The following is a 25,945-nucleotide window of genomic DNA, read 5'->3' on the forward strand; positions in this document are numbered from 1 at the left end:
ATCCTCGCCAAATGAGCGCCGGATGACCCGTCGTTGCGGGCCACGAAGTGAGGATGCGATCTTAATGAGCGAATTGACGCAGGATGGTGCAGAGCGTCTAGCCCTGCACAAGTTTACGGAAAACGCGTACCTGAACTACTCCATGTACGTGATCATGGACCGTGCGTTGCCGTATATCGGCGACGGTCTCAAGCCAGTGCAGCGCCGCATTGTGTATGCCATGTCTGAATTGGGCCTGAATGCCAGTGCCAAATTCAAAAAATCGGCGCGTACCGTGGGTGACGTGCTGGGTAAATACCATCCGCATGGCGATAGCGCCTGCTATGAAGCGATGGTGTTAATGGCGCAGCCGTTCTCCTATCGCTATCCGCTGGTAGATGGCCAGGGAAACTGGGGCGCACCCGACGATCCGAAATCTTTCGCCGCGATGCGTTACACCGAATCGCGCCTGTCAAAATACGCTGAAATCCTGCTGGGTGAACTCGGTCAGGGCACGTCTGATTACATCCCCAACTTTGACGGTACCTTGCAGGAACCGAAAATGTTGCCGGCACGCCTGCCCAACATTCTGCTGAACGGCACCACCGGCATTGCCGTGGGTATGGCAACCGACATTCCGCCGCACAACCTGCGCGAAGTGGCTGAAGCCGCGGTTAAACTGATCGATAGCCCGAATACCACGCTGAATGAGCTGCTGGAGATTGTGCAAGGCCCGGATTATCCGACCGAGGCCGAAATCATCACGCCACGCAGCGAAATCCGTAAGATCTATGAAAGCGGTCGCGGTTCCATTCGCCAGCGTGCGGTGTGGAAAAAGGAAGATGGCGACGTGGTGATCACCGCGCTGCCGCATCAGGTTTCTGGCGCGCGCGTGCTGGAGCAAATCGCTAACCAGATGCGCAACAAGAAGTTGCCGATGGTGGAAGATCTGCGCGATGAATCTAACCACGAGAACCCGACGCGGCTGGTGATTGTGCCGCGCTCCAATCGTGTTGATTTGGAGCAGGTGATGAATCATCTGTTTGCCACCACCGATCTGGAAAAAAGCTATCGCGTTAACCTGAATATGATTGGGCTGGATAACCGTCCGGCAGTGAAAAACCTGCTGGAAATTCTGTCGGAATGGTTGGTGTACCGTCGCGCGACCGTGACGCGCCGCCTCAACTATCGCCTGGATCGCGTGTTGCGCCGCCTGCATATCCTTGAAGGTATGTTGGTGGCTTTCCTCAACATTGATGAAGTGATCCACATCATTCGTAATGAGGATGAGCCGAAGCCGGTGCTGATGTCGCGCTTTGAGATCAGCGAAACCCAGGCCGAAGCCATTCTTGAGTTAAAACTGCGTCATCTCGCCAAACTGGAAGAGATGAAGATTCGCGGTGAGCAAGCGGAACTGGAAAAAGAGCGTGACCAGCTGCAGGCAATTCTGGCGTCCGAGCGCAAGATGAGCAACCTGATGAAGAAAGAGCTGCTGGCCGATAGCCAAACCTACGGCGACGATCGCCGTTCACCGCTGCACGAACGTGAAGAGGCGAAAGCGCTAAGTGAAACCGAGCTGGTGAGCGCCGAGCCAGTCACTATCGTGCTGTCGCAGATGGGCTGGGTGCGCAGCGCCAAAGGCCACGATATCGATCCCGCGGGCTTGAGCTACAAAGCGGGTGACAGCTATCTGGCTGCCGCGCGCGGTAAGAGTAATCAGCCGGTGGCCTTTATCGACTCCACCGGACGCAGCTATACGCTGGATCCCACCTCCTTGCCGTCAGCACGCGGACAAGGCGAGCCGCTTACCGGCAAACTGACGCCACCGCCGGGCGCGGTGATTGAGCAGGTGCTGATGGAACCCGACGATCAGAAACTGCTGATGGCATCAGATGCGGGCTACGGCTTTATCTGTACCTTTGCCGACCTGGTTTCGCGCAATCGCGCCGGTAAAGCGCTGCTGACGCTGCCGGAAAACGCTAAAGTGATGACGCCAATGGCGGTGCATTCCGGCGATGACATGCTGCTGGCGATTACCCAGGCTGGAAGGATGTTGATGTTCCCGGTCGGCGATCTGCCGCAAATGTCGAAAGGCAAGGGCAACAAAATCATCTCGATTCCGTCAGCGGATATCGCTGCCGGCACCGACAAACTCCAGTGGCTGCTGATTCTGCCACCGGGCGCTTCCATCACCGTCTATGTCGGCAAACGTAAGCTGATTATGCGTGATGAAGATCTGCAGAAAGTACGTGCCGATCGCGGTCGTCGCGGCAGCATCGCGCGCGGGCTGCAACGCATCGATAGCGTAGAAGTGAATGCACCAGCGCGTCCAAAAGCCGACGCGAGCGAAGAGTAACGCTTTAGTTCAGGGGATGGAATGCCCAATTTGAGGAATCTATGTTACTAATTTTACGCGCAATTATTGTTATTGTTTATTCGATTGTGGTGAGTATTATCGGCATTATCTGGTGTCTGTTTTCACCGCGTAATCCGCGTCACGTGGCGACGTTCGGCCATATGCTGGGTCGTCTGTCGACGGTGTTTGGCGTCAAAGTGGAATTGCGTAAGCCGCCAGAAGCCGCGCATTACGGAAACGCGATCTACATCGCCAACCATCAGAACAACTACGACATGATCACCGCAGCCAAAATTGTGCAGCCAACAACGGTCACCGTCGGCAAGAAAAGCCTGCTGTGGATTCCGTTTTTTGGCCAGCTGTATTGGCTAACCGGTAACTTGCTGATTGATCGGGATAATCGCTCTAAAGCGCACGGCACCATCAGTGAGTTGGTCAATCAGTTCAACAAAAAGCGCATCTCGTTCTGGATGTTCCCGGAAGGGACGCGCAGCCGTGGTCGTGGTCTGCTGCCGTTCAAAACCGGCGCGTTTCATGCGGCGGTGGCGGCTGGCGTACCGATCATTCCGATCGTGGTCTCCAACACTCATGACAAGATCAAACTGAACCGCTGGAATAACGGCCTGGTGATTGTTGAGATGCTGCCGCCGGTCGATACGTCGCAGTTTGCCACCACCTCGGTGCGCAAGCTCGCCACGCACTGCCGTGAATTAATGTCGGCTAAACTGGAAGAATTGAACGCTGAAGTCGCCGAGCGCGAAAAAAACGGTAAACTCTGACCAGCAAAAATGGGGCAGATGATCATCTGCCCCGTTCTTAAGCAGCACAGCAACTAATAATTAATTAGAACAACATGGACACGGCGTCTTCACGCCACGCTCAAAAGGTCTGAAGTTTTATGTCTTGCAGCAGACGTCAGTTTATTCAGCTATCTGCCGGTATCGCACTGGCTTCCGGTGCTATGCCTTACGCCGCCCGCGCTGCCGCGCCCATCGGCGACACGCCGCTTCCGATTCCTCCGCTGATTGAATCACGTCGCGGACAGCCGCTGTTTTTAACCTTGCAGCGCAGCCACTGGTCATTTAGCGGCAACAGTAACAAAGTTCCGGTGTGGGGCATTAACGGTATGTACCTCGGCCCAACGGTGCGCGTTTACAGCGGCGATGATGTGAAGCTGATTTACAGCAACCGCCTCAACGAGCCGGTATCCATGACCGTTAGCGGTTTGCAGGTGCCTGGCGCCTTGATGGGCGGCGCACCGCGCCTGATGTCCGCCGGCGCGGATTGGGCGCCAGTGCTGCCGATTCGCCAGGGTGCAGGCACGCTGTGGTATCACGCCAACACGCCAAACCGCATGGCGCCGCACGTCTACAATGGCCTGGCAGGCATGTGGCTGGTTGAAGATGATGTCAGCAAGTCGTTGCCTTTGCCGAAGCATTACGGTGTCGATGATTTCCCGCTGATCATTCAGGACAAGCGCCTCGATAATTTCGCCACGCCGGTTTACAACCCACCGTCCAACGGCGGTTTTATTGGCGACGTGCTGCTGGTGAATGGGGTACAAAATCCCTATGTGGAAGTGTCTCGCGGCTGGGTGCGCCTGCGCCTGCTAAATGGCTCGAACGCGCGCCGTTTCGATCTTAGCTTCTCCGATAATCGTCCCTTTACGGTAATCGCCAGCGATCAAGGGTTCTTGCCTGCACCGGTTGCGGTACAGCTGCTGTCACTGGCGCCGGGCGAACGTCGTGAAGTGTTGGTAGACATGTCGCAGGGGGATGAAGTCTCGATTACGGCCGGCACGGCGGCGGGCATTATGGATCGCCTGCGCGGCCTGTTTGAGCCGTCATCGATTCTGACCAACACGCTGGTGCTAAGCTTGCGCCCAACCGGTTTGTTGCCACTGGTGACGGATAATCTGCCAATGCGTTTGCTGGCGGATCAGATTCTCGACGGCGTAGCGGTACGCACGCGTGAATTCCGCATTGGTGACAGCGAGCCGGGTATTAACGGCGTGCTGTGGGATATGAATCGAATTGACACCACCGTGCAGCAAGGTACGTTTGAGCGCTGGATTATTCACGCCGATCGTCCGCAATCACTGCATATTCAGGGCGTGATGTTCCTGATTAAGAATGTGAATGGTGCGCAGCCGATGGGTGAAGATCGCGGCTGGAAAGATACCGTGTGGGTGGATGGCAGCGTTGAGCTGCTGGTGAGCTTCCCGCAGAGTTCGTCGGATCACTTCCCGTTTGTCTATTACAGCCAGGCGCTAGAGATGGCGGATCGCGGTACGGCGGGGCAGTTATTGGTGAATCCTACGTCTTAATTAAAACGGTGCGCATGTATGCGCACCGTAGGGTCGCCATTCATGGCGACCTTTTCAAAACGCTAGCCGTTAAACGCATCCGGATCCGGTCCCAGACGATTCCCGCTATCCAGCTTACTGATCTCACTCACCTCAGTCTTATCTAACCTGAAATCAAACACCTGGAAATTCTCGCGGATACGTTCCGGGGTGATCGACTTAGGAATCACCACTAAACCGCTATCCAGATGCCAGCGGATAACGATCTGTGCGGGCGTCTTACCGTACTTCTTCGCCAGCTCGCGGATGATCTCCTGATCAAACACGCCTTTGCCGCCCTGCGCCAGCGGACTCCAGGATTCGGTTTGAATCTGGTGCAGCGCATTCCACGCATGCAGCGTGCGCTGTTGCAGCATTGGATGCAGCTCCACCTGGTTCACCACCGGTGTTACGCCGGTTTCGTCGATCAAACGCTTGAGATGCGTCTCGTGGAAATTACACACGCCGATGCTTTTGGTTAAGCCCTGCTGCTGCAGCTCAATCATCCCTTTCCAGGCGTCGACGTAGTTATCTTTCTCCGGGCACGGCCAGTGCATCAGATACAAATCGACCTGCTCCAGCTGTAACTTTTGCAGGCTGGTTTCTATCGCCTGCTGCCAGTTGGTTTGGTCGTCATTCCACAGCTTGGTGGTGATAAAAATGTCTTCGCGCGCCACGTCAGTATCCTGCAGCGCCTGTCCTACCGCTTCCTCATTTTTATAGATGGCCGCGGTATCGATGGAGCGATAGCCGACTTTCAACGCTTCCAGTATCGCGTTGCGCGCATCTTCAATGCTTGCTTGCCAAACGCCAAGGCCAAGCTGCGGCATCATGTTGCCGTCGCGCAATTTAATGATGGGTTGCTCTGCCATAATTGCTCCTTATCAGTTGCAGTGACTTACCGTAGAAAAGATGTGCTTAAGTCTAGTCAACAAACCTTGCCTGCGGATCATTGTGGCAAGCGAGCAGCACTTTTGCCTGGGCGATTTCTGCAAAAATCTTGCCTGATTCTCCGGCATGATGGAGTTTTGAGCAGCGTTACGGCACACTGCGTTTTTGGCTGCCAGTGAGAGAACCATGTCCAACGACGTCCTTTGTCGCCAGCTGGCGCAGCGCGTGGTTGCTTTGATGAGCGACCTGAATAAGCCGCTGTGCGCAGTAGAAAACGTGCGGTTAATCTATGCCTGCGAAACCTTGCCGCGCACGCCAATGATGTATCAGCCCGGCATTGTGATTCTTTTTCAGGGGCGCAAAACCGGTTATCTCGGCAGCACCGTCTTTCACTACGACGCCACCAAATATTTGATGCTCACCGTGCCGCTGCCGGTGGAGTGTGAAACCGAAGCCACGCTGGAAGAGCCGCTGGCGGGCATGTGTTTGAGCGTCGATATCGCCAGTCTGCAGGATTTGCTGATGGATATTGGTGATGACGAGCAGTTCCAGCCGCAGGCGCAAACGTCAGGTATTCACTCGGCGTTCATGAGTGATGAGATGCTCTGCGCCGCTGAGCGCTTGCTGGATGTCATGAACAATCCGCGTGATGCCCGCGTGCTCGGCCCGCAGCTGGTCCGCGAAATCATCTATTACGTATTAATCGGTCCCATTGGCGGCGCGCTGCTGTCGCTGGTGAATCGTCAGACGCAGTTCAGCCAAATTGCTCGCGCGTTACGTCGCATCGAAAACAACTTTGCCGAAAGCCTCAGCGTAGACATGCTGGCGGCCGAGGTGAACATGAGCATTTCGGCATTTCATCACAACTTCAAAGCGGTAACGCAAACTTCGCCGCTACAGTATCTCAAACGCTATCGCCTGCATCAGGCGCGTCTGATGATGCTGCAGGATGGCATGAAAGCCAGCGCGGCAGCGGTGCGCGTGGGCTATGAAAGCCCGTCGCAATTTTCGCGGGAATTTAAGCGCTATTTCGGCGTGACGCCGGGAGAGGAGGCGAGCCGCGTGCGTCAAACCGTACCGGTATTACCGTTTGACGCCGCGTCGTAATCACGAGACTTTCTGGCGGCGTTTTTTCCAAATCACCACAATGCTGCCGGCAAGGCCGATAAACAGCAGCGCGATGGGCAGGATCATCAGGATAGCCATCACCTGATCTTCGTGGCGCTTGATAAAAGGCACGTGGCTGATGCCGTAGCCCAACGTCACCACAATCCCCACCCACAGTAGGCCGCTGAGCCAGTTAAACAGCTGAAAGCGGCCGTTTTTCAAACCGGAAATGCCCGCCATGGTCGGCAGCAGCGTGCGCACAAAGGCGAGGAAGCGGCCCACCAGCAGCGCCATCAGGCCATGACGATCAAACATATTCCACGCGCGCTGGTGATATTGCGCCGGTAAATGTAATAACCAGCTTTTCACCAGTTTGGTGTTGCCCAACCAGCGGCCTTGCAGATAGCTCAGCCAGCAGCCAAGGCTGGCCGCGGTGGTTAGAATCACAATGGTCGGCACGAAATCCATCACACCTTTCGCCACCATCGCACCCGCCAGTAACAGCAAGCTGTCACCCGGCAGAAACGAGGCGGGCAATAAACCGTTTTCCAGAAACAGCGTCAAAAACATCACGCCGTAGACAATCCACACGACATCCGGATTACCCAGCGCGGCAAAATCCTGATGCCAAAGCGCCTGGACAATCTCATGTAAAACACCCATCAGCTATTCCATCGAGTCACAAGGATTCTATTTTAACCTTCTGTGGCATGGCATTCGTTGATCTCTCATCGTCACCACAGCGTGGTTTATGTTCTGTTTAATTTTTTAAGCGAGCAAAGCCGGCTTTTAAGTCATTCAGCAGGTCATCCACATGCTCAAGGCCGATGTGCAAACGGACTAAGGTGCCGTCAAAATCGACGCCACCCGCCGGACGAATCGCCGCCAGTTCCTCAGGCTGATTGGCCAGAATCAGTGATTCATAGCCGCCCCATGAATAAGCCATGCTGAAATGGTGGAAGTGATCGAGGTAGTTTGCCAGCTGCTCACGACTTAATTTTTCATGCAGGATGAAAGAGAACAGACCGCTGCTGCCGCTGAAGTCGCGCTGCCAGAATGCGTGGCCTTTACACTGGGCCAGCGCCGGGTGATTAACGCGCGCCACTTCCGGCTGCGCGGCCAGCCACTCGGCTACCTGCAATCCGCTCTCTTCGTGCTGACGCAGGCGCGTCCCTAGCGTACGCAGGCCTCGGCTCGCCATATAGGCGGTATCGGCATCGACCATCTGGCCCATCAGATACGAATTCTCGCGCAGCTGCGCCCAGCAGCGCTCATTCGCCACGGCGGTGCCAATCATCGCATCGCTGTGCCCAATAATGTATTTGGTGCCGGCCTGGATCGAAATATCAATGCCATGCTCCAGCGCGTTAAACAATACGCCCGCCGCCCAGGTATTATCGATCATGATGATCGCGTCTGGCGCTTTCGCGCGCACCGCAGCCACAATCGCCGGGATATCCTGCACTTCCATGGTGATGGAAGCCGGCGATTCGAGGAAGACCACGCGCGTATTAGGCTGAACCAGCTCACCGATTTCGCTGCCGATGCAGTGATCGAAATAGGTGGTAGCGACATTCAGCTTGCTAAGAATTTTTGAGCAGAAATCCTGCGTCGGTTCGTAGACCGCACCGCTTACCAGAATATGGTCACCGGCTTCCACGAAGGACAAGATGGCATTCGATACCGCTGCGGCACCACATGGATAGAGCACACAACCCGCGCCGCCTTCCAGCTCGGTCATGGCATCCTGCAGCGAGAAATGGGTGAGGGTGCCGCGGCGGCCATAAAACAGTTCGCCTTTAGCGCGACCGGCGGTGGCGCGTTTTTTGTCGGCGACCGTATCAAAAACCAGTGAGGAAGCGCGTTGAATCACGCTGTTAACTGAGCCCTGAGTGTAACGTTTGCTGCGTCCCGCGCTGACAAGCGTGGTGTCTATTTTTTTCGTTGCCATCACTGCCTTACCTGACATTTCCCACAAAACATCCACGTTACCACGAATCAGCGTAGTGGGTTGAGCCTGAATGCGGATTATCAGAGTGAGGCCAGTATTGTGCATAACGTCAGCTAAATGGTGGAAATAAATGACATCTTTGCTTTGTAAATAGTAATGAGAACCACTATCACTTCGGGCGCTTTTTTTGCTATGATCCGCGCTTCAATCGTGAACTGTGCAACAGAAGTTGGAGATGCAGCGTGGTAGCCAGTGATTTGATGCAAACGGATCTCTCCGTTTGGGGCATGTATCAGCATGCCGATATCGTGGTAAAGATTGTGATGATTGGCCTGTTAATGGCGTCTGTCGTCACCTGGGCGATTTTCTTCGGTAAGTTTGCTGAGCTGAGCGGGGCGAAACGTCGCCTGAAGCGCGAACAGCAGGCGCTGGGCGAAGCCCGATCGTTAAACGATGCGTACCGTGCTGCTGAAAACTTCAAAGGCAACAGCCACAGCGCTGTGTTGCTCAATGATGCGCAGAATGAGCTGGAGCTGTCAGCCGGCACTGAAGATCTCGACGGCATTAAAGAGCGCACCAGCTTCCGTCTGGACCGTCGCGTTGCGGCCTTCAGCCGTCATGCCGGTCGCGGCAATGGCTTCCTCGCCACCATCGGTTCGGTCGCACCGTTTATCGGCCTGTTCGGTACCGTATGGGGCATCATGAACAGCTTCATCGGTATCGCTAAAACGCAAACCACCAACCTTGCTGTGGTTGCGCCGGGTATCGCGGAAGCGCTGCTGGCAACCGCCATTGGTCTGGTTGCGGCGATTCCTGCGGTGGTTATCTATAACGTCTTCGCACGTATGATTGCCAGCTACAAAGCCTCGCTGGGCGATGTGGCCGCTCAGGTCATGCTGCTGCAGAGCCGCGACCTTGACCTCGGCAACGTTGATACCGCAAAAGAAGCCAACCGTCCGGCAGCGGCACAGAAACTGCGCGTAGGATAAGTATTATGGCGATGCGTTTAAACGATGATTCGGTAGGCGATGGCGAAATGCATGAAATCAACGTGACGCCGTTTATCGACGTCATGTTGGTTTTGCTGATCATCTTTATGGTTGCCGCGCCATTGGCGACGGTGGATGTACGCGTGAATCTGCCCGCTTCCACCAGCGCGCCTCAGCCGCGTCCGGAAAAACCGGTTTATCTCTCCATCAAGGAAGACAAGCAGATTTATATCGGTAACGATGCGGTGACGAAAGAGACGCTGGTAAATGCGCTGACGGCTCAAACAGAAGGCAACAAAGACACCACCATTTTCTTCCAGGCGGATAAATCCGTGGATTACGCCACGCTGATGAGCGTAATGGATCAGCTGCGCGAAGCCGGTTACCTGAAAATTGGGTTGATGGGCATGGAAACGGTGAAGAAGTAAGCTAATCTCACCCAACCTTCTCGTAGGGTCGCCATTCATGGCGGCCTTTTTTTATGTCCCGCACTCAACTTGTTAATTCCTTGTTACTTTTGGTCTCATTTTTGTAAACTGCAATGGTGAAGAAGATCACATCTATTCCTGGCTTAGCACGTTAAAACGGAAGAAAAACCAGGAAGGACAATATGAGCTCAAGTCACTCTTTACAAAAGTCGTCGCAGGGCGGTGCCAAAACCATCTTTAGCGTTACCAGCGGTAACTTCCTTGAGATGTACGATTTCATGGTATTTGGCTATTACGCCACGGCGATCGCCAAAACCTTTTTCCCCGGTGATGATCCCTTTGCCTCTTTGATGCTTACGCTGATGACCTTCGGTGCCGGCTTCCTGATGCGCCCGTTGGGAGCAATCATTCTCGGTGCCTACATCGATCATCACGGGCGTCGCAAAGGCCTGCTATTGACGCTGGGTTTGATGGCGATCGGGACGTTAACCATCGCGCTGGTGCCTGGCTATGCCACGCTGGGTGCCGCCGCGCCGATTTTAATTTTGCTGGGACGCTTGTTGCAGGGCTTCTCCGCCGGCGTTGAGTTGGGCGGCGTATCGGTTTACCTGGCCGAAGTGGCGCCGAAAGGGCGCAAAGGCTTTTATGTTAGCTGGCAATCGGGCAGCCAGCAGGTGGCGGTGATCTTCGCCGCGCTGCTTGGCCTGGGATTAAACCACCTGCTGGCGAAAGACGCCGTCACCGAATGGGGCTGGCGTATTCCGTTCGTAGTGGGCTGTATGATTGTGCCATTCCTGTTCTATATCCGCCGCATGCTGGAAGAGACGGAAGCGTTTAGTCAGCGTAAGCATCATCCCTCAATGAGCCAGATCGTGCGTTCAGTAGGTCAAAACTGGGCGCTGGTGCTGGCGGGCATGTTAATGGTGGTGACCACCACCGTGATGTTCTACATGATCACCGCCTTCACGCCCACTTTTGGCAAAACCGTGCTGATGATGAGCGACAAACAGAGCTTCCTCGTCACGCTGTTTGTCGGCATATCCAACCTGTTTTGGTTACCGGTGATGGGGGCGCTATCGGATCGCGTCGGTCGTCGCCCGCTGCTGATTATTTTCACGATACTGATGATTGTTACCACCTGGCCGGTACTGCACTGGCTCGTTGGATCGCCGACCTTCGCCCATCTGGTTGAAGCAGAGCTGTGGCTATCGTTCCTGTATGCCAGCTATAACGGTGCCATGGTGGTCTATCTGGCTGAGATCATGCCAGCCGAGGTGCGCGCCACCGGTTTTTCAATGGCTTATAGTCTGGCCACTGCGCTGTTTGGCGGTTTTACCCCAGCGGTATCGAGTTATCTGATTCATGCCACGGGCGATAAAGCAATGCCGGGCGTGTGGCTGTCGTTTGCTGCGGTGTGCGGATTGATTGGTACGCTGCTGATTGGCCGCATGGTGAAGCAGTATCAGGCGCGTCACGGCGCAGTCTCTCTAAGCGCGTCGTAAACCTGGTCGCCATGAATGGCGACCCTACGAAAACCGATGCATACATTGTAGGGTCGCCATTCATGGCGACCTGATCCCCATCTCCATACTAAAACGACACATCCACCACCACGCTATCGGTGTAATTCCCCGCCGCCGGCGTATTCTGCGTGGTCAAAATCTGCGCCGTATAAGTAAAGTTGCGCGTCACGGTATCGGCATTCAACGAGGTCGAGGTGCTACTGCTCCAGCGATCGGTGCCGGTTGGCCCCCAGCGAGACGTGGTGGTGGTGCCTTTGTAGATATCGTAAGCCAGCCGATTGGTGCCGCTCGCCATCTGGCGCGTGGTACCGCTGTAGTAGCTGCCGTTGCTCAAACCCACGGTATAAGTGCTGCCTTTCGAACACACCACGTTAATGGTTTGCTGCACCGTAGAAAAACTCCCCACCAGCGGTGCACTGCCAAAGCTGACATTTGGTGCGGTAATGGTGGTGCAGTCGTTGGTAATCACCAGATTAACCGTAATCGGCATTGCCGTGCCGGTGCTGGTCTGCACGGTTCCCACGCACAATCCCGCCACGTTTACTCCCGCGCACACCGTATAACTTACCGTCAACGTTATGGTGGTGGTATAGGTGCCTGCCGCCACCACCTGTCCGGGCACGGTGCGGAAAAAGAGCGGAATATTGAAGTTGAGGCTGTTTCCCAGTGCGAGCAAGGACGCTGAGCTCCAGCGATAGCTGCCACCCTGCTGTAATTCGGTGGCGCAGGCGCTATCAATGCACATCTGAATCGGGATGCTGTCGGTGCCGCTGGCCGCGGTTTTCAGCGCTGCACGGTTTCCGCTCAGATTGGAGGCGGTGGTAAACGCGTAGGTAATGTTATCGCTACCCAACAACGAAAGCGTGCCCGAACCACAGTTAACATTGGTGGTACTTGAGGTGGTATTGGCGGTTGAACCCACGGAGAAAGTGGTGACCGAACCGAATGTGGCGGTCGGCGCCGATAAGGTGCAGAGCGCAAAGCTGGTCATTGGCAGTAAAAACAGCACCAGCAGGAGCAGAAGCCTTTTCATGGTGAAATCCCTGACTGTGAATTATCCGCGGTACTCACCGCAGAACCTTGCGCTGGCGGCGGCAGCGGGCAGGTAAGCGGCCCGTAAGTTTGCAGCGCTTTTGGCTGGCCGTCAGCGATATCCAACTGCGTATTGCAGCTGCGTCCATCCGGCGTAACCACATGTATCGGATTACTGGTGCCGAGATCTTCCATCCACACAATGCCATCCCAGCCGACGTATTCGGTGGCCTGATTAGGACGTAATACCTGGCTGGAAATCGGCAGCGGCTGCCCGCTGCTGTCATGCAGCACGACGCTGGCAGCGCGCAGACGCTCCACCGGGAAATTGAGCAAATAGCCACTTTTGCGCTTCACAGCGAAGCGCTGTTCGACCTTTGGCGCAGTGCGATCGGCTGGCAGATCGAGCGTATCGATGTCGTATTTCGCGCCGTAGTAGCTGCTGATGGATGGAACCAGCAAATAACCCTGTTTATCTGTGCGTCCCATCGATTGGTTTTCGTAACGTACCGTAACGTCCGGATAGTCGGTTTTCACCACGACGAACGCATCGTTGATGTCGTTGGCGGCAAAGACGCGGTTATCCATTAACACCAGCGAACCGGTGAAATCGGCCCATTGCGTGGTGTTATCGTTATCGCCGTAAAAACCGGCGGAGGTATCAATTTTATTATTACGATAGCGTAAGCTGGCCTGGCGATAATCGCCGCTGTCGCTGCCCTGATTGGCCCACGCCGCATCATAGGCAAAGCCGCCATCGGTTGGCATCGCGCGTGAAACATACAGGCGCTGATTATTGTTGCCTTGCTGATCGCGCTCCATGCTCACTGATGCGCTGCTCTGCTCACCAAATGGGATCACAAGGGAAATCGCGCCGCTCCAGTCACCCTGTTGCTGGTCGCGGCTGGCGGAGATATACAAACTGCTGTTGCCCCACAGATTTTTACTCCATGAGAGATTCATCAAGCGCGTGCGATCGCCGCTGCCGCCAGCGATATCAATATATGCCAGCCCCAGGCTGCCATAATCATTCAGCGACACGCTGGCGGTATATTGCGCGCTGCGCCGCGACAGCGAGTAGCTGGTGTTCGCGTTGTCGCCGCGGCTGCCCACCAGTGCGAGGTTGCCGAAATCGGCGGTGCGCAGAATGTGCTGAGTGCCAAGGCTGAACCAGCTATTGTTGTACTGATAACCCCAGCTGTACTGGGTGCCGGGATCACCAGCCATCTGGCTCTGCGCCAGCGCGCCATTAATCACGCCCCAGCTGCCGAGCTTCAGTAGTCCGCCTGCGCCGCCCATGGCAACGCTGCTGCTGCCCTCCGCATGGCTTTCCAGCGTCAACCAATCCGCTAAGCCATAGCGATAGGAGCCGCTCGCCGCTGCAGCGCCATAATCAAAATTTTGCACGCCGTAATTTTCGCGTATCGCACCGGCGGAGAACGAATAATCGGATAACCCTTGTTTCAGCAAGCTGCTGGATACGTAAAACGGCAGCGTGGTGGTGATTTGTCGGCCTACCGCATCGGTGGTGGTGATCACCGCATCACCCGCGCCGTTGACGAAAGGCACGTTAGTGAGCGACCACGGGCCGGGCTGCACGTCGGCCTGCGCGCTGCGGTAGCCGTTAATGAAGAGGTCGACCGAGGAGGGGACTGCCGCCTGGCCGGAAAACGCCGGCAAAGGATAGGTCACCAGATCGGGTCGTACGCTGAAATCACGCCCAATCTGCACGCCGCCGAGGCGCACGCTGTTGCTCCAGCTCAGGGCATCGGTAACCACATCCCCGGCGCGCCAGCTGATAGCCGCGTTCTCGTTTTCATTGCTAAACCAGGTATCGTAACGAATATAGCCTTCCTGCTGACCGGAAACGCCGCCTTCCAGCTGCTGCACGTACACGCCGTTAGTGGAAAACTGGCCAATCGGTCCGAAGAAACGCAGCTCGTTCCAGCTGGAAAGACGCGAACCGGCGTTATCCGTCCGCGTGGCGTAGAAGTCGTAGTTGAGCAGGGCGCCGTTACTGGCGCGCCCAGGAAAGCGCGGTGCGTTCTGTTGCTGACCAATGGTCTGTCCCGGCAGCCACGCGGCGGGTACCGTGAGCAATAGGCGTTGGCGCTGTTCGTCATACTCCACTTTGGCTAATTGATTCACATCGATCTGCTGACCTTGCAGCTTCTCGGCAGGAATACCGGCACGCTCTAGATCCCCGCGTCGTAGCCAGAAATCACCGTTTTTGCGTTCAACCGGTACGATATCGCCACGTTCACCCTGATTCACCACCAGTTCCAGCATATATTGCTGACCGCTGGCGTTATTCTCCAGCGCAGGCGGTGGCGGCAGCTCAGAGAAGGTCTCGGCACTGCTGATCATCGGGCTGATGCAAAGCACGCTGGCAACCGCCAGCGCGCAGGGATGCGGCGTAAACTTCATCAACGCGCGGCAGCGCTGCTCCAGTGGCCTTTATTCATCTCGGCCGAGAGTTCACCGCTCACGCTGCTGGTTAACGGCCAGCGATGACTACTGTTGGCCAACACGTAACCGAATAAACCGTTACCCATGCGGCGTCCGCCGATGGTGACATTACTTAATCGCGCGTGACCGTTGCCGCGATTGGTCAGCTCCAGCCAGCGCTTGCCGCCGCTGTTTACCTCTTGCCAGCTCAACTGCGGTTGTGCCGTATCGCGCGTGACGCCGTTGCCATAGACGAATAACGGTACCGAATAGCGCATCTGGAAGGTAAGACCCGCCTGGTTTTCCCCCGGCGTGCGCGGCGTGGGGATTTCATCCAGTACCACGCGATACGACATTTCACGTCCGGCGGCGGGTGGCGTTTGCTTGATTAAACGCACCAGCTGTTTCTGCCCCGGTTCAAGACGCACCATCGGCGGGCTCGCCACCACTTGCTGTTGCGTTTGATACTGTTCCTGGCCGTTGATTTGCTGCCAGCTGAAGATGCGTACCTGCATCATGGTGGTGGCATTGCCGCGATTCTCCAGCCACAGTTCGCTGGCTTTTTCTTCGGGATCAATGGCCGGATCGATGGGCCAAACCATCAGTGAATTGGCTGCCTTCACCGCAGGTGTTAGTGCCACACATAACAAGAGTATCAGGGCGCGCAGGTTCATCATTTTGTCATCCTTCATGGTACTAACGTCACCAACTCAGGGTGACGGTTAAGGTATCGGTATACGTCCCGGCGCGCGTCGGGCCGGGTAGCGTTAGCAGGCCGTAAATAGGCAGCGTAATGTTATTGGCATTGCTGTAGCTCAGCGCAACGGCGCTGTTCACCGGAATCGCCGTGGTATGAGCGGCATTGCTGTACAAGCTATACGCCACGGTATTGGTGTTGCTGGTGTGTTTGAGATTGCGGGTCGCGGTGTAGTTGTTGCCGCCGTTGATGCTCATGCTGACAGCGGTGCCTGGCGTGCAGGCGAGCGTGATGGTGGTGCTTTGCACATAGCTGGCGCTGACGCTGCTGGAGGACACGCCCGGTTGTGTGCCGAAATTAAGCGTGCCGAATACCCCGGTATTGGTACCGGATACGACACAACCTGCCACTACTGATGCTGAGACCTGAAAGGTTGCCGTCGGCAACCCCCAGGCGGAGACACTCCCTATCAGCAGGGCAAGGCCACCTGCACAGTGCAGCCCACGCTGCACCACGGCCACCCTGAGAACCCTTACGCTTCTCTCAGTAATTCACCGCCACGTTAATCGTGTCCGTATAGGTGCCAGCTGGGATCAGCGGGTTGAAGCCACCTCCCACCACGCGACCATAAATGGCGTAGTTGGTACCCAACGTCGGGTCGGTAGTGCCGCTGGGGGCGATATTGGTGTTATTGGCGATCGCGGTGGTAAATGCGGCATCGCTATACAGCGTATAGGCAATGCCCTGCGTATTGTTGGAGCCGAGGATCAGGTAGCGTGGCTGGCCACTCACCGTGCCGTAAATGGTCGCCGGTGCGGCGTTACTGCTGGTGACCTGTACGTTGAAGGTTTGCCCGGTGGTACAGCGAACAAATATGCCGTTGCCAGATGCGCCTACCAACGTCGCGTTCAACGTATCGAAGGTGGCCGCGCTGCTACCGAAGTTCAGGGTACCGAAGTTAACCCCTGTCGTTGCAGACTGACCGTTCACTAAACAACCGGTGGTAAGCGTCAATGTGGCATTGATGGTTCCCGTTGTGGTGGCGGCAAAAACAGCGGTGGGAGCAAGGGCGGCGCTTAGGCTAGAAGCCACAAGAAAAAGCTTGAGTTTCATAATCATTCCTTACTGATTATCCAAGGTCAGTGCTTTTTCACCTGGTCATTCATTTATGAAAATACATCCGAAATCAAACAAGAGCCGCATTTGGCCCGACAGCGTAAGCGCCTACCACCTAAGAAAATTCCTGGATGGTGCATTAATGATTTATATCAGTTTTCTTTACTATAGATCAGCAAATCTAGCCTTGTGCACCCAGGGTTCATTTTTTCCCTAATCAATTGACGTTTTTCGCCGATAACTCAGTAATAACAAGGGGTGGCGGCCAGTTAAAAAAACTAAACAGCCGACGATTTCCCCCTCTATCACGCGCGTCGGTTCAATGCTATGTTCGTGCATTAATCAGATATTATTAATTTTCCACCCGATGACTGATGATGAAAATAAAAATAAATAGCATGAGAGTTCCAGTTTTTACTGGACCTGGCATTCTCACTGTTTCGCCGCTAATGGTCATTATTCGCCCGTAATCGGCGCTTTATCTTCCTTGTTTTTATTTGATGACACCAAACCTGCTCCGTAGCAGGTTGAGTTTAGGAGCGCACATGCTGTTGGTTACCTGGGATAGCGTTCTGGTTTCCGTTTCACTGATTGTGGCCTTCATCGCCGCCTTTACCGCATTAGATACGGCAGGCCGCGTCGCCGTATCCCGCGGTTGCATGGCAAAACTGTGGTTAGTGGGCGGCGGCACCGCAATGGGCATTGGCATCTGGGCGATGCACTTTATTGGCATGCTGGCGATGATGATGCCGGTGACCATGCGCTATGACATCCCGCTCACGGCACTCTCCTTACTGGTCGCTATTGCGACGTCTATCTTCGCGTTTGCCCAAAGCGTGCAGGGCAGTCACCTCACGCGCCGGTGCTTAATGCGCGGCACGTTAATACTCGGTAGCGGCGTGATTGCCATGCACTACATCGGCATGAACGCTCTAATGATTGAGACGGCGATTAGGTGGAATATGCCGCTGGTGACGTTATCCGTGGTGATTGCCTACGCGGCGTCCGGTGCCGCGCTGTGGCTGGCCTTTCATCTACGCCAGGGGGAAAGCCTGCTGATATTGCGTGTCTGTGCGGCGCTGGTGATGAGTATTGCCATTGCCGGCATGCATTACACCGGTATGGCCGCGGCGGACTACAGCCAGCCGATGATGATGCAGCATCACGGCGTCAGTGAAGAGGGGCTGGCGGTGTGGGTCACCATTATCACGCTGAGTATTCTTGGATTGACGCTGCTGATTTCAATGCTGGACGCTCAGCTGCGCGCGGCGCGTCTTGCAGCCAAATTGAAGCGTGCCAACAGCGAACTGCGCCAGCTTGCGCTGCATGACAACCTCACTGCGCTGCCGAACCGCGTGATGCTAGAGCAGCAGCTCACCACACAGATCAAGCAGGCTACGCTGCAGGATGAAACCTTCGCACTGATGTTTATGGACCTCGACGGGTTTAAAGCGGTCAACGATACCTGGGGCCATCATGTGGGGGATCGCTTGCTGATTGCGGTGGCCGATCGCTTGCAGGCGGAAGTCAGTGAAGATATTTTGCTGGCGCGTTTAGGCGGCGATGAATTTGTGCTGCTGTGCCCGCAGTACGCTGTTCATCAGGCGACAAATCTGGCGCAGCAGCTGGTGCAAGCCATTGATGTCCCCTTTGAGTTAGATCGTTATTCGCTGCGTGTTTCGCTCAGCATCGGCATTGTCATCTTCCCGCTGCACGGGCGCAGCCAGCAGGAGATGATGTTCAACGCCGATTCCGCCATGTATCACACCAAGCACAGCGGGCGTAACGGCTGGTGCCTGTTTGAACCGGCCATGAGTGCTGTTGCTCAGCACCAGCTGGCGCTCGCCAACGATCTGTGGAATGCCCTGGAATATCAGGAAATGCGTCTGTTCTATCAACCTAAATTTCGCGCCGGAGGCACGGTGCTGATGGGGTTTGAGGCGTTGCTGCGCTGGCAGCATCCGCGTCGTGGGCTGCTGATGCCGGACATGTTTCTGGCGCGAGCTGAGAAAACCGGCCAGATTGTGGCGCTGGGTAATTGGGTGATCAACGAAGCCTGCCGCCAGCTAAAACAGTGGCGCGATGAAGGCAACGGCGACTGGAGCGTATCGGTCAATCTCTCGGCGCTGCAATTCCAACAGCGCGATCTGATTGAAAGCCTGCACCAGGCGCTGCAGCGTCATCAGATCCCCGACGGGGCGCTGATGCTGGAAATTACTGAAAATATCGCCATGCGCGATCCGCAGTTTAGCCAGCAGCGCATTGCCGAGTTGCATCGGCTAGGGGTGAAAGTGGCTATCGATAATTTTGGCATCGGCTATGCCAATCTGCTGCATCTGAAACATCTGGAAGCGAGCGAGCTGAAAATCGATCGCGCCTTTATTAATAGTTTGCGCGCGGATAGCGAAGACGCCACGGTGGTGAGTGCGATGCTCACGCTGGCTCGCTCGCTGAACCTGCGCATGGTGGCAGAAGGCGTTGAAACGGAAGAGCAGCAGCGCTTATTAACCGGTTTAGGCTTCGATACCTTACAGGGCTATCTGCTGGGTAAACCGACCCCGGCGGAGCGCATCGGGGAGTTTACCGCTGCGCTGGCATTTACGGATAACGTCGTGTCTTCTGGCGCGTAATAATCATTTTTTGTGTTCTTCCGCATTGGAAGGTTTCATCGTTCATCGGCTCAGATCGGCAGGATAACTGCCGATAATTCCTACAATAAAACCAATAGATTTCACTCTTTTTAACCACACCACAGCTGACTTAAAACGGCTTCAACTTAGGAAATCACTATGTTAGTGACTTCGTATGACTCATTTACCGTCATCGTTTCGATTTTAGTAGCGATGCTGGCCTCGTTTACTGCGCTTGATATGGCAGGACGCGTGGCTTCCTCAACTGGCAAGGTGGCGCTGGTTTGGTTGCTTGGCGGTGGATTCGCCATGGGCGTCGGCGTCTGGGCAATGCACTTCATCGGCATGTTGTCGATGAGCCTCGATATGGTGATGAGCTACGATCCCCTGCTCACCGTCGCCTCAATGGTGGTGGCGGTGCTGGCCTCGATTTTTGCCCTGTGGCTGGCTTGTGCGACGAAGGAACTTCCCTGGACACGATTAATTGGCGGGGCACTGGTGCTGGGTTCCGGAGTCGTTGCCATGCACTACACCGGCATGGCGGCGCTGATGTTTGCACCGGGTATTAGCTGGAACTGGGGCTGGGTAGCCGCGTCGGTGGCCATCGCCATGGTCGCCTCCTGTGCGGCGCTGTGGCTGGCGTTTCACCTGCGCGAAGGACATGGCCGCGTGACGCTGCTGCGGCTCGGGGCATCGGTGGTGATGGGCTGTGCCATTGCAGGTATGCACTATACCGGCATGGCCGCCGCCAACTTCCCGATGCACAGCCACGCCACGCACATGGGCGTAAACAGTAACTGGTTGGCAATTGTGGTCACGGTGGTGACGCTGGCGATCCTTGGCATTACCTTGCTGGTATCGATGCTGGATGCCCGCATGCAGGCGCGCACCTCAATTCTGGCGCAATCACTGGCCGAAGCTAACCGCGAGCTGGCCCAGCTGGCCTTGCACGACAACCTGACGCGCTTGCCCAACCGTATTCTTTTGGAAGATCGCCTTGAACAAGCCATCAATAAAGCGAACCGCGAGAAATCACAGTTTGCGCTGATGTTTATGGATCTGGATGGCTTCAAGGCAGTCAATGACGCCTTTGGCCATCACGTTGGTGATAATCTGCTGATTGGCGTCACCGAGCGTATGACCGACCAGATGAAAGGGCACTACACGCTGGCACGGATGGGCGGCGACGAATTTGTGCTGCTGCTGGAAATTGATGATCCGAACGATGCGGCGGCGGTAGCGGATACGCTGGTGAAGGCCATCGATCGCCCGTTTGACATCTCGCGTTATGAGCTGGTGGTGTCACTGAGTATTGGCATTGCCGTTTATCCGGGGGATGGCAAAGACGACCGCGAGCTGATGTTTAATGCCGATGCCGCCATGTATCACACTAAAAATAATGGCCGCAACGGTTACACCTTCTTCCAGCAGTCGATGAACACCCTGGCGCAGTCGCAGCTGCAGCTGAACAACGATCTGTGGCAAGCGCTGGATAATCAGGAACTGCGGCTGTTTTACCAACCTAAATACTGCGCACCGAGCGGACCGATCCTCGGCTTTGAAGCGCTGCTGCGCTGGCAACATCCTACGCGTGGCCTGCTGGCCCCGGATACCTTCCTGCCAATGGCGGAAAAGACCGGCATGATTGTGAACATTGGCAACTGGGTCATTAACGAAGCCTGTCGCCAGCTGCGCACATGGCATCTGCAGGGGCATCCGCATTGGTCCGTGGCGGTGAACCTGTCGGCGCTCCAGTTTGAGCAGAGCAATCTGGTGGAAACCGTGACCGAAGCGCTGGATAAGCACCAAATCCCGGCGGAGCTTTTAACGCTTGAGGTGACTGAAACCACGGCGATGCGCGATCCTGAAGTGAGCGTACGCATTCTGACCGAGCTCACCAATATGGGCGTCAAAGCCTCGATTGACGATTTCGGTACCGGCTACTCGAGCTTGTTGTATCTCAAGCGTTTACCGGCGAGTGAACTGAAGATCGACCGCGCTTTCGTCAATGAACTTCAGGCGCAGTCTGAAGATGCCACTATTGTTTCCGCCATCGTTGCCTTAGCGCAGTCGCTGCATCTAAAGGTGGTGGCCGAAGGGGTAGAAACCCAGGATCAGCAGGCGTTTCTTACCGGCTTGGGTTGCGATACCTTGCAGGGCTATTTGTTGGGCAAACCGGTCCCGCCAGAGCGCATTGGCGAACTGCCGAATTTTTATGCAGAAGCGTTAGAGCTGGAGCGCGTCACTTAGCCAGCACGTTGTCTCTCCGATTCCTCCCTCTCCCGCTTGCGGGAGAGGCATAGGGTGAGGGAAACTAGCCGCCAAATCCTCTACATGGGAGTTCGGGTGGCGAAATATCAGCAGTTGGTGGAACAGCTTCGCACGCAAATCGAGGCACGTATCTGGCCGCCGGGTGAAAAACTGCCGTCGCTACGCCAGCAGGCTGAGCAGAGCGGGCTGAGCCTGATGACGGTGATGCACGCGTATGAGGTGCTGGAAAGCCAGGGCTGGATTGTGTCGAAGCCGCAATCGGGCTATTACGTGGCGCCGCGCGCCGCAGAAAGTCGTCCCCGTCTGCCCACCCGTGAAGTGGCGAAAACCGACCAGGCGGATACCAACAGCTTTGTGTTTGACGTGCTGCAGGCCACGCGTAATCCCGCCATCATACCGTTTGGCTCTGCTTTTCCCGATCCTGAACTGTTCCCCCAGCGCCAGTTGATGCGCTCGTTGGTGAAAGTCTCCCATAATCTGAAGCCCACGGATGCGCTGAATAACTTGCCGCCGGGCAATGAAGCGCTGCGTAAAATTCTGGCTCAGCGCTATGCACAACAGGGCATTACGCTATCGCCGGATGATATCGTCATCACCAACGGCGCGATGGAAGCGCTCAATCTGAGCCTGCAAGCCGTTACCGAACCCGGTGATTGGGTCATCCTCGAGAATCCCTCCTTTTATGGCGCTTTGCAGGCCATTGAACGCCTCAAGCTGAACGCCATTGCCATCGCCAGTGATGTTGAACACGGCATGGATCTGGCTGAGCTGGAGCAGGCGCTGCAGCGCTGGCCGGTGAAAGCCTGCTGGTTAATGACCAACCGGCAAAACCCACTCGGTTTCACCCTGAGCGCAGAGCGTAAACAGCAGCTGGTGGCTCTGCTGGCGCGCTATAACGTGGCAATGATCGAAGACGATGTGTATAGCGATTTGTATGAGGGACAAGATAAGCCGCTGCCGGCCAAAGCCTTTGATCGTGAGGGCAACGTGCTGCACTGCGGCAGCTTCTCGAAAAATCTGGTGGCGGGATTTCGCGTCGGTTGGGTAGCCGCTGGTCGGCATGCGCAGCGCGTGCAGCGTATTCAGCTGATGAGCACGTTATCGACCAGTGCGCCAATGCAGCTGGCGTTAGCCGATTTTCTCAGCACGCGTAGCTACGATGCGCATTTGAAGAAGCTGCGTCAGACGCTGGCAAAACGTAAACAGCTGGCGCAACAGGCACTACGACGGGTATTGCCGGAAGCGGCAAGGATTAGCGATACGCCGGGCGGCTATTTTCTCTGGGTAACGCTGCCCGCGCAGATTAACACCACGCAGCTGTATCATCTGGCGCTACAGGAGGGGATCAGTATTGCTCCCGGCCAGCTGTTTTCCAGCAGCGAGGGCTTTAGCCACTGTTTTCGCTTTAACACCGCCTGGCCGTGGGATGCACGTGCCGAGGCGGCGGTAGAAACACTGGGCAAATTGATAGCTGGATTACATCGTTAAACCAGGGCTGCCTGCTGGTGGCCCCAGGTTAGATAATAAACGTCGTAGAAATCCACTTCGCCCTTCTGCTTCATCAATCGATCGATGCCGCTTCGCACGCGATCCGGCGTCTGCGGATTCTCAAGAATTTTGTCCAGCGCCTGCTGGGAAACCGGCTGCACGTAATACCATTCGCCGTTATAGCAAACGCGCAAATCCAGCGTATCGATATCTTCGAAACGATATTTTGGATTGATATCCATCAGCATCAATACACTCATCACCAGCACAAACACAGTGGCAAACCAAAAGGCGGGCCAGCCGAGCATGTCGGTTGAGAAGATCAGCGCCACGCACAGCGCGTAGCACAGGTACATAATGGCCCAGAGTCCCGGATGGGTTTTCAGGAAGGAAAAGCTAAAGCGCGGCAAATTATCGCGCCGTCCCTCACGGTTCAGCGTGGCGATTTCGTCGAGCAGGATTTGTTTGATCGCGTCCATTGTTCACCTCTAATTATTACTACCTGCCAGTAAAGCACATAACAGTGAAGCGAATTAGTGACAGATTTACGGTGTTTTTTTATAACAGTTGCTGAAGGGGCGGCTGGTTCTGCACGTTGACCTTATAGCGCAATAGGTGACGACGCGCAGTGATAAAGGTTGATTACAGAGGATATGTTCAGAGCAACGCTGTTTTATCGATGCTTGGTAAATAATGGATCTCCATCACATCAGCGTGCATCACCTCAATTAACCACGCTACCTGCCCGATCCGGCTATTACCTGCTGAGCAGTATGCGCTATTAAGGTGGGGGGTTTAGGTTTCCGATTGCTTCATTCATGAAAATAGAAACAATTCTCAATATTACAAAAAAGGTGAAAATTAATGATTTATTGTTTTTTTAACGGTGTTAATTATTAATTAATTTATTCAACTTATTGATTTTAATTGATTAATATTTTAATTCATTAAACCTTATAGCTAAGAATATTCTGATGCGTATACTCATCGCCATTAAAGGTAACGGTGGCTATTAGTTATCAATAGCGGCTGATGCGTAGTCCGTATTAATAGCGTTAAGTATGGCTGTTATCTTTTTAACTCGCATGCATTGGCATACGTAATAAGACAACGCTTTTATTAATAAAGGCGCGATTTTTAATCGGCGTTCAGGACGTTTTTTATTATGAGTATCGGTGGGGCAATACAGAAAAATAATGATGGGCGCTTTATTTCTCAGGCGGATTTCCCTATGAATCTGCCTGAGAAATATATCCATCAGCATGTATTGATTATATCGACTCCGGATACCGTGAAATCTCCGTCAAATCGCTATCAGTCGTTCAAGTCCGTCGCCAGACGGGTTTTGTCGTGAGGAGATTTCATGAGCGTATTCAATGAAGTCACCGAACTGACGCCTGTTGAAGAGACGCGCTACCTGCAACAGTGGCAGCCGCTGGTGAAGCGCGTAGTACGGCAGCTCTCCGCCCAAACGGATGCGGTGATGGATCGTGGCGATCTGGAACAAATTGCCTTTATGGGGCTGCTTGAATCGCTACGTCGTTATGGCCGTCCTGACGATCATTTTGCCGGTTACGCTTTACAGCGCGTGCGGGGAGCGGTGTTGGATCAGCTGCGTCTGCACGACTGGCGTCCGCGACGTCTGCGGCAGAAAACGCACAAAATCAATGATGCGGTGCGCGCACTCACGCGCCGTCTCGGCCACGAGCCGAACGAAGAAGAGTTGCGTCGACACCTCAAGCTCAGTCCGGAAGAGGTGCAGGAGTATTTGCTGCTGGAATCCGCTAGCGCGATGGAGAGTTTTGACGATCTGCTGGCAGGCGAAGCGCTGAGCAGTGTGTTAAGCGGACGTGCGCTGGAAGAGGAAATTAGCATTCAGCGCACGCTAAAGACCGCGCTGGCTTCGCTGAGCGAGCGCGAACAGTTGATTCTCAGCCTCTATTACCAGCACGAAATGAGCCTGAAAGAGATTGCGCTGGTGCTCGAGCTCACCGAAGCGCGCGTCTGCCAGATTAATAAGAAGATTGGCGTGAAGATTAAACAATTCTTTGAGTAGAGCATCCTGCAATTAACGTTCTGACATCAGAACGCTAAATGCCTGCGATAACCTGTCAGTGCCTTTGAATCCATTTGTGGGTTCGACCGGTGGCGAAATCCACCGGCTTTTTTTTGCCTGTAATTTGGCTGGTGCGCATTAATGCGCACCCTACAACAGCCCCGGGCCCCTCGTAGGGTCGCCATTGATGGCGACCAGGTGCGCATTAATGCGCACCCTACAACAGCGCCGGAACCCTCGTAGGGTCGCCATTGATGGCGACCAGGTGCGCATTAATGCGCACCCTACAACAGCGCCGGAACTCTTGTAGGGTCGCCATTGATGGCGACCAGGTGCGCATAAATGCGCACCCTACAACAGCGCCGGAACCCTCGCAGGGCTGCCATTGATGGCGACCAGGTGCGCATAAATGCGCACCCTACAACAGCGCCGGAACCCTCGTAGGGTCGCCATTGATGGCGGCCAGGTGCGCATTAATGCGCACCCTACAACAGCGCCGGAACTCTCGTAGGGTCGCCATTGATGGCGACCAGGTGCGCATAAATGCGCACCCGACAACAGCGCCGGATATCTTTTAGGATTGTCATTTAGGGTAACCGCAGAATGGCGGCACGAAATGTTAAATATGTTGCAAACTAA

General features: G+C 55.1%; 20 protein-coding genes. 11 read left to right on the plus strand and 9 right to left on the minus strand.

The window, feature by feature from the left end:
- The first annotated feature begins 64 nt into the window (after nt 1–64).
- The 3 genes from parC (at nt 65) to ftsP (ending at nt 4,661) form a co-directional block, all read left to right on the plus strand.
- Nucleotides 65–2,335: a DNA topoisomerase IV subunit A gene (gene parC, locus AAGR08_RS02005; RefSeq protein ID WP_345828268.1), complete on the plus strand. Its 2,271-nt coding sequence runs from the start codon at nt 65–67 to the stop codon at nt 2,333–2,335.
- 41 nt (nt 2,336–2,376) lie between these two features.
- Nucleotides 2,377–3,114, plus strand: a complete 738-nt coding sequence (locus tag AAGR08_RS02010; protein ID WP_097095999.1) for a 1-acylglycerol-3-phosphate O-acyltransferase — start codon at nt 2,377–2,379, stop codon at nt 3,112–3,114.
- A 119-nt stretch (nt 3,115–3,233) separates the two neighbouring features.
- Nucleotides 3,234–4,661: a cell division protein FtsP gene (gene ftsP / locus AAGR08_RS02015; protein WP_097096000.1), complete on the plus strand. Its 1,428-nt coding sequence runs from the start codon at nt 3,234–3,236 to the stop codon at nt 4,659–4,661.
- 62 nt (nt 4,662–4,723) lie between these two features.
- Here the strand turns inward: ftsP and dkgA are convergent, their stop codons facing one another.
- Nucleotides 4,724–5,551, minus strand: coding sequence for a 2,5-didehydrogluconate reductase DkgA (dkgA, locus tag AAGR08_RS02020; RefSeq protein ID WP_097096001.1), 828 nt, complete (start codon nt 5,549–5,551; stop codon nt 4,724–4,726).
- Between the two features lie 205 nt (nt 5,552–5,756).
- Here dkgA and AAGR08_RS02025 point away from each other — a divergent pair, with 205 nt between their 5' ends.
- Nucleotides 5,757–6,677 carry an AraC family transcriptional regulator gene (locus AAGR08_RS02025; protein WP_097096002.1) on the plus strand — a complete coding sequence of 307 codons (921 nt, stop codon included), beginning with the start codon at nt 5,757–5,759 and terminating at the stop codon, nt 6,675–6,677.
- On the opposite strand, the gene AAGR08_RS02030 is transcribed toward AAGR08_RS02025, so the two are convergent.
- Nucleotides 6,678–7,340 (minus strand): DedA family protein, encoded by a 663-nt coding sequence (locus AAGR08_RS02030; protein WP_097096003.1) that lies wholly within the window; start codon nt 7,338–7,340, stop codon nt 6,678–6,680.
- Between the two features lie 97 nt (nt 7,341–7,437).
- Entirely contained in the window at nt 7,438–8,628 is a 1,191-nt protein-coding gene (gene metC, locus AAGR08_RS02035) for a cystathionine beta-lyase (RefSeq protein WP_345828271.1), read from the minus strand.
- Nucleotides 8,629–8,888: 260 nt separating this feature from the next.
- On the opposite strand from metC, the gene exbB reads away from it, so the two are divergent.
- The 3 genes from exbB to AAGR08_RS02050 all read left to right on the plus strand — a co-directional run bounded on the left by exbB (nt 8,889) and on the right by AAGR08_RS02050 (nt 11,547).
- Nucleotides 8,889–9,617, plus strand: a complete 729-nt coding sequence (gene exbB, locus AAGR08_RS02040) for a tol-pal system-associated acyl-CoA thioesterase (RefSeq protein WP_176519207.1) — start codon at nt 8,889–8,891, stop codon at nt 9,615–9,617.
- Between the two features lie 5 nt (nt 9,618–9,622).
- Nucleotides 9,623–10,045 carry a TonB system transport protein ExbD gene (gene exbD / locus AAGR08_RS02045; RefSeq protein ID WP_097096006.1) on the plus strand — a complete coding sequence of 141 codons (423 nt, stop codon included), beginning with the start codon at nt 9,623–9,625 and terminating at the stop codon, nt 10,043–10,045.
- 182 nt (nt 10,046–10,227) lie between these two features.
- Nucleotides 10,228–11,547 carry an MFS transporter gene (locus tag AAGR08_RS02050; protein WP_097096007.1) on the plus strand — a complete coding sequence of 440 codons (1,320 nt, stop codon included), beginning with the start codon at nt 10,228–10,230 and terminating at the stop codon, nt 11,545–11,547.
- 88 nt (nt 11,548–11,635) lie between these two features.
- On the opposite strand, the gene AAGR08_RS02055 is transcribed toward AAGR08_RS02050, so the two are convergent.
- The 5 genes from AAGR08_RS02055 to AAGR08_RS02075 are packed head-to-tail and all read right to left on the minus strand — an operon-like array spanning nt 11,636 to nt 16,858.
- A complete protein-coding gene (locus AAGR08_RS02055) occupies nt 11,636–12,601 on the minus strand; it encodes a spore coat U domain-containing protein (RefSeq protein ID WP_097096008.1) in 966 nt (321 codons plus the stop codon).
- A complete protein-coding gene (locus AAGR08_RS02060; RefSeq protein WP_345828274.1) occupies nt 12,598–15,027 on the minus strand; it encodes a fimbria/pilus outer membrane usher protein in 2,430 nt (809 codons plus the stop codon). Before AAGR08_RS02060 ends, AAGR08_RS02055 begins: the two co-directional genes overlap by 4 nt.
- The gene (locus AAGR08_RS02065; protein WP_097097647.1) at nt 15,027–15,722 is read right to left on the minus strand and encodes a molecular chaperone; all 696 of its coding nucleotides are present in this window, start codon (nt 15,720–15,722) and stop codon (nt 15,027–15,029) included. Before AAGR08_RS02065 ends, AAGR08_RS02060 begins: the two co-directional genes overlap by 1 nt.
- 28 nt (nt 15,723–15,750) lie before the next feature.
- A complete protein-coding gene (locus AAGR08_RS02070) occupies nt 15,751–16,266 on the minus strand; it encodes a spore coat U domain-containing protein (RefSeq protein ID WP_097096010.1) in 516 nt (171 codons plus the stop codon).
- A 22-nt stretch (nt 16,267–16,288) separates the two neighbouring features.
- Nucleotides 16,289–16,858 (minus strand): spore coat protein U domain-containing protein, encoded by a 570-nt coding sequence (locus AAGR08_RS02075; protein ID WP_097096011.1) that lies wholly within the window; start codon nt 16,856–16,858, stop codon nt 16,289–16,291.
- 548 nt (nt 16,859–17,406) lie between these two features.
- Between AAGR08_RS02075 and AAGR08_RS02080 the strand changes: the two genes are divergently transcribed.
- The 3 genes from AAGR08_RS02080 to AAGR08_RS02090 all read left to right on the plus strand — a co-directional run bounded on the left by AAGR08_RS02080 (nt 17,407) and on the right by AAGR08_RS02090 (nt 23,250).
- Nucleotides 17,407–19,491 carry an EAL domain-containing protein gene (locus AAGR08_RS02080; protein ID WP_345828277.1) on the plus strand — a complete coding sequence of 695 codons (2,085 nt, stop codon included), beginning with the start codon at nt 17,407–17,409 and terminating at the stop codon, nt 19,489–19,491.
- A 159-nt stretch (nt 19,492–19,650) separates the two neighbouring features.
- Nucleotides 19,651–21,741 (plus strand): bifunctional diguanylate cyclase/phosphodiesterase, encoded by a 2,091-nt coding sequence (locus tag AAGR08_RS02085; RefSeq protein ID WP_097096013.1) that lies wholly within the window; start codon nt 19,651–19,653, stop codon nt 21,739–21,741.
- Between the two features lie 96 nt (nt 21,742–21,837).
- Complete coding sequence (locus tag AAGR08_RS02090; RefSeq protein ID WP_345829839.1) at nt 21,838–23,250, plus strand: PLP-dependent aminotransferase family protein; 1,413 nt, start codon at nt 21,838–21,840, stop codon at nt 23,248–23,250.
- Here AAGR08_RS02090 and AAGR08_RS02095 read toward each other — a convergent pair.
- Entirely contained in the window at nt 23,247–23,729 is a 483-nt protein-coding gene (locus AAGR08_RS02095) for a YlaC family protein (RefSeq protein ID WP_097096015.1), read from the minus strand. The genes AAGR08_RS02090 and AAGR08_RS02095 overlap by 4 nt on opposite strands.
- Nucleotides 23,730–24,613: 884 nt before the next feature.
- Between AAGR08_RS02095 and AAGR08_RS02100 the strand changes: the two genes are divergently transcribed.
- Nucleotides 24,614–25,306 carry a FliA/WhiG family RNA polymerase sigma factor gene (locus tag AAGR08_RS02100; RefSeq protein ID WP_097096017.1) on the plus strand — a complete coding sequence of 231 codons (693 nt, stop codon included), beginning with the start codon at nt 24,614–24,616 and terminating at the stop codon, nt 25,304–25,306.
- Nucleotides 25,307–25,945: the final 639 nt, after the last annotated feature.

This window comes from Pantoea sp. BRR-3P (genome assembly GCF_039621635.1).
Classification (GTDB): Bacteria; Pseudomonadota; Gammaproteobacteria; order Enterobacterales; family Enterobacteriaceae; genus Pantoea; species Pantoea floridensis.